This window comes from Paraburkholderia podalyriae (genome assembly GCF_014397785.1).
Taxonomy (GTDB): domain Bacteria; phylum Pseudomonadota; class Gammaproteobacteria; order Burkholderiales; family Burkholderiaceae; genus Paraburkholderia; species Paraburkholderia podalyriae.
Genome location: NZ_VZQQ01000246.1, coordinates 1 through 987 on the forward strand (window position 1 = coordinate 1; position 987 = coordinate 987).

General features: G+C 61.9%; 1 protein-coding gene. It reads left to right on the forward strand.

Annotation, left to right across the window (positions count from 1 at the left end; translation table 11 throughout):
* The first annotated feature begins 138 nt into the window (after nucleotides 1-138).
* The gene (locus tag F6X42_RS42835) at nucleotides 139-729 is read left to right on the forward strand and encodes a hypothetical protein (protein WP_187639761.1); all 591 of its coding nucleotides are present in this window, start codon (nucleotides 139-141) and stop codon (nucleotides 727-729) included.
* The last annotated feature ends 258 nt before the right edge of the window (nucleotides 730-987 follow it).

Sequence of the window (987 nt, forward strand, 5' to 3'; positions counted from 1 at the left end):
TGACGACCTATTCAAGGCGATCGATCTGTTGAAGCGCCGAAGTCAAGCGCGACTGATCCAGCGCAACGGCGGCAGGTTAATATCGCCGCGCGCCGACCCTGCGTCGTCCTAAAATTGTAAGTACGGTGTGGGGGCAACATGAAACATGGACTGGTACTTGGGCTGCTGAGCGGTGCGCTGCTTGTCGGTTGCATGTCCGCCGGGGTCGAAGTGAGGCCTGAACAGATGGCGATCTTCAGGCGTGGCGTGACGACGCTTCAGGAAGTGACAGCCACGCTCGGCCCGGCATCAGTGCAGACCGCGCTCGACGATGGTTCGATGCTGCTCGTGTACACGTATGTGACGTCGAGGCCGCACCCCGAAAACTACATCCCGATTATCGGGGCGCTGGTTGGTGGTGCCGACACGCACACATCGGCGGCGGTGTTCCTGTTCGATGCGCGCGGCGTCCTCAAGAGTGCGAACACCACCACCTCGAACGTCGGAACGGGCCTGAGCACCGAACTGCAGCACAGAGCCCCCGCGCCAATTGTTGAGGCGCCCGTCCCGGGCAACAACAATCCGCCGGCCGCCGTGCAGAGCGTTGAGCGGCCCGTCGTGGTCAAGAGCATTTCGCCGGCCGCCGCTGAGAGCGTCGAGCCACTTCCGGAAGAAGAGGGCCAACCAGCACCGGAAAACAGCGTCGAACCGCCACCAGAACAAGGCATCCAGCCGTCTGCGAGCAGCTAGCGCCGAACCTCGGCCGTCCACGACGCGCGCTGAGCGTTCTGTCGTCATGCCGATCGCAGCTGCGCGGTCGAAGGCATCGACGCGCGGGCAGGCGAGCCTTCCTGCTGTCGATGTCCACGTAACGTTGAACTTCACATACCCACGATATGAGGCTTTGCGGCGAAACCGTCCAACGAACGCCGAATCCGCGGTTCATTTAATTTTGAACTATCCAGACTTGGTTCATGATGCCAGCGCAGAGACGCGCGAACGTCTCCG

Excerpts from the sequence above, each read along its gene's own strand:
- F6X42_RS42835 (WP_187639761.1), top strand. The coding sequence starts at position 139 with ATGAAACATGGACTGGTACTTGGGCTGCTGAGCGGTGCGCTGCTTGTC.